Origin of the sequence: Shewanella sp. Sh95 (assembly GCF_001308045.1) — a bacterium.
Taxonomy (GTDB): Bacteria; Pseudomonadota; Gammaproteobacteria; order Enterobacterales; family Shewanellaceae; genus Shewanella; species Shewanella xiamenensis.
The window spans coordinates 1-3,141 of the sequence record NZ_LGYY01000008.1 but is presented as its reverse complement, the minus strand read 5'-3'; the positions used below and the strand labels follow the sequence as shown (position 1 = coordinate 3,141).

Sequence of the window (3,141 nt, the reverse complement as noted above, 5' to 3'; positions counted from 1 at the left end):
CGAGGTTACGGATAGAGATAGCGGGAGCGGCCATGATGAATTACCTGCAAAAGAGAGTAATAGATCAGAATGACCGATCGCCGTCAAGTTTTTTAAATCGAAAATTAGGTGCGGAATGACGGATAAAAATGTAATACATTTGAAATACATATAGCAATAAAAATCATCGGCTATTTATAAAATAGCTAGTTTTATACAAATTTAGACTAAAGGTGATTTTTACTACTTAGTGAATGTAGCTCTCAACCTTGAAATTGTAACAACTTCAAGTCTGAAGTGGCTTTGTTGAATTAACTGTTCGTCGACAGATTAAGCTATCCATGAAAGATAACTAATAATAAAATTGTATTACATTTGGAATACACAAATAAGTAATGATTACTTATAAATCAAGCAATGATTAATCAACTGATTCTGTATACTTTGCCGTTGGCTCAAAAAAAGTAGCGCTGTAACAATGGCTTCACCATTAACGTAGCTAACCTCGTACAGTATTCTAAAGTCTTCTTTAATCGCATGCCTTACCTGAGTAACGCCAAGCTCAACTAACTCTTGGCATAACGCATGGCTCAAAGGATTTTGCGTCACGGATGCTTCAAAGGCATCAATAACAGCCTCAATTCTCTCGATAATCGAGATCTCGTCATTCCATTGGGAATAGTGAGATATGGCGCTATCTACGGTGTCTTCAAATGTCTTGGTATATTCCAGTTTCACCACAGACATACTACTCATCCTTTAAAGCGAGTTTACGATTAGCCAAACGCTCCTTGAATGCACTTGATGAGATCGTGCGGCCATTTTGTTGGTCACTTTTCGCAAAACTGACCAACTTCAGTAAAGCAATCGCCTCATCGCGTCGATTTCTATCAGCAACCGACTCAATAACGTAAGCAGGGACACCATTTTGAGTAATAATCATCGGCTCATCGAGGGGCAAACTCGCTGCATTTTTCTTCAAAAAACTGATTGTTTCTATGTTCATAAGTTTGTGCCTGGTTGATTGATTCGAAATAAGGGAACCGGCCATAATCATATCATGCGACACACAAAAGACCAAAAAAAGACCAAATTTAGCCTTTCTTTAATGAGGTGATGTTAATGCATTTTTTGCATTGCAAAAAAGGATATCGACTTACCCCCAAGCATTCATCACTAAGCTATGCCGTTCTTCACTCAGTACCTGCAGATAAATTTCCGTGGTTTTACTGTCGCTATGGCCCATGAGTTGACTGATCACATGCAGAGGTACAGGAGGATTAGCCGTGACCATTGCCACGCCAAAGCCATGCCGTAAACCTTTACCGGTCGCTTGCGCCCCCACAATACCCGCTCTGTGCATGACACGTTTCACTAGGCGATAAGCGGTAGGTCGACTCTGCGGCCATAACAGACTATCAGCATGAATCTCACGGCGTAGCTGTGCACGCAGGCCAAACACCAAATCCAAGTGCTCAATCAAAGACGGCAGCACCGGCACGCTGCGATACTGCGCTTGCTTCAGTCGGCCATGGGGATCGGTTTTATGCTTCTTAAGGGAGCGAATAACTATTGCCGCATCCTCAACCATCACATGCCTAGGCGAGATCGCTAACGCCTCAGACGGGCGACAACCGGTGTAATGCAGGACATGGCAAAACATCCTATCGCTTGGCGATTCTAAGGCACTGGCATCGAGGAAGCGCCGCCGTTCTTCCGCAGTTAAATACAACCGGTCACCATCGGGCGTAAACAGACGCATTTCAGGAGCAATATCGGGGTTTTGCATGGCTTTGAATCAGTTCTCTAGAGATTTGATTCATCTTAAGGGAAAAAACCGCTCCAGAATAGCCGCAAACGGGGGATTGGGACGGGTTTTAGCGGGTGGCGTGAATCAGTCTGGTGTAGAGTGATTCACGGATTAAACGACCACGAGGAAATCTATCGCTAACGCCGCGATTAAAACTTTAAATCAGGATACTTACTCCTTAGCAAGGGTATTACATGATTTAAAAAACAAAAGACTAAACCACAAATACTGATGGTTTTTTCTGGATAGTTGTCTGTTTCAATTTTTACATACGTTGTTTGTAAGTTGGCCGATGAACTCGGAAATATAACTCTATGGTCAGCGTGCGCCTGGCCAATTATGAAAGACTTAATATGTATAAAAGCATTTAAGGCAAAATGGTAATTGGTTTCCCAATTCCCAGGGTCATTCTCAGATATTTTAACCATTAACTGATTAATGCTAGGAAAAGCCTCATTTTTAAACTCACATAACTCGTTAACTTTTCTGGCATGAAATGAAAATTCTAGAAGACTAAAAGTAACTACTTCATTCCAAGAGTTACTCCACTCTGCTGGGAATATGGCGCTGGTGAAAGCGAACAACTGTAATGCATGTTTTTTAGCTTCAGATATATGTATTTCTACAAGCTTTTGTGTATTTTTTGAGTACATGAGTTCTGTTGACTTCCCTAATATTTATATAGTGCGCATGCGCGTTAGCCCGAAGCCAGCGCAAAATGGCAGGATTTTGTGCGAGAACCAGACTAGGTAAATCTGATTCACGCGCATAATTTAAGGCGAGAGATACTATATAACTGAATGGCTGATGACACATAACAACCAAACTCAAATACAACAATCTTAACCACTACGGTCCAAAGAGAATGGAAACACTACACGTTGACATCCCCTCTTGCTCCGTCTGTTTTTACCCGACTTTCCGCACCTGATTTAGGAATAAATTTGCCGATACCGTTCGCCTAACACGTCGAGAATGATCTGCTGGTCCACTGTGAGTCCTGTGACTTGAGGTGGCGCCTCTCCCAACTGGTACTCGTGCACCCCGCCAAAGCGTAAAAAAATCCACCGCGCAGTCGGTTTTTGCGTGGGTTTCTTTTTCATGTCCGCCACACTCCGGTTCTGCTCTACTAAGCCCTGCCGGATCCGGTGCTCCAGCGCCGCATAAATCATCAGGCTACAGGTCATCACCATCAGCAACGCTTCGATACGTTCCGGTTTTTTAAGATATAACGAGGAGGTTAAAAATTCGGGACTTTTCAGAAACCTAAAACCACGCTCGACATTCTGCTGGGCTTTATAGGTAGCCAACAGCTCAGCCATGGTGAGCGTTTCACTGTGATCATTGGTCGC

5 protein-coding genes are annotated in these 3,141 nt (G+C 43.0%); all 5 read right to left on the bottom strand.

Annotation, left to right across the window (positions count from 1 at the left end; translation table 11 throughout):
• Window positions 1-378: 378 nt before the first annotated feature.
• Window positions 379-726, bottom strand: a complete 348-nt coding sequence (locus tag AEA42_RS00515) for a type II toxin-antitoxin system RelE/ParE family toxin (RefSeq protein WP_055646666.1) — start codon at window positions 724-726, stop codon at window positions 379-381.
• A 1-nt stretch (window position 727) separates the two neighbouring features.
• Complete coding sequence (locus AEA42_RS00510) at window positions 728-985, bottom strand: type II toxin-antitoxin system Phd/YefM family antitoxin (RefSeq protein WP_014611709.1); 258 nt, start codon at window positions 983-985, stop codon at window positions 728-730.
• Window positions 986-1,135: 150 nt separating this feature from the next.
• Window positions 1,136-1,768: a site-specific integrase gene (locus AEA42_RS00505; RefSeq protein ID WP_055646665.1), complete on the bottom strand. Its 633-nt coding sequence runs from the start codon at window positions 1,766-1,768 to the stop codon at window positions 1,136-1,138.
• Between the two features lie 170 nt (window positions 1,769-1,938).
• Window positions 1,939-2,442, bottom strand: coding sequence for a hypothetical protein (locus AEA42_RS00500; RefSeq protein WP_055646664.1), 504 nt, complete (start codon window positions 2,440-2,442; stop codon window positions 1,939-1,941).
• A 279-nt stretch (window positions 2,443-2,721) separates the two neighbouring features.
• Window positions 2,722-3,141, bottom strand: a 420-nt coding sequence (locus tag AEA42_RS00495) for an IS1634 family transposase (RefSeq protein ID WP_156312282.1), incomplete at its 5' end; no start/stop codon positions are given.

Bases quoted from the DNA above. Each gene is read 5' to 3' on its own strand.
- AEA42_RS00510 (WP_014611709.1), bottom strand. From the start codon at position 985: ATGAACATAGAAACAATCAGTTTTTTGAAGAAAAATGCAGCGAGTTTG.
- AEA42_RS00505 (WP_055646665.1), bottom strand. From the start codon at position 1,768: ATGCAAAACCCCGATATTGCTCCTGAAATGCGTCTGTTTACGCCCGAT.
- AEA42_RS00500 (WP_055646664.1), bottom strand. From the start codon at position 2,442: ATGTACTCAAAAAATACACAAAAGCTTGTAGAAATACATATATCTGAA.
- AEA42_RS00515 (WP_055646666.1), bottom strand. From the start codon at position 726: ATGTCTGTGGTGAAACTGGAATATACCAAGACATTTGAAGACACCGTA.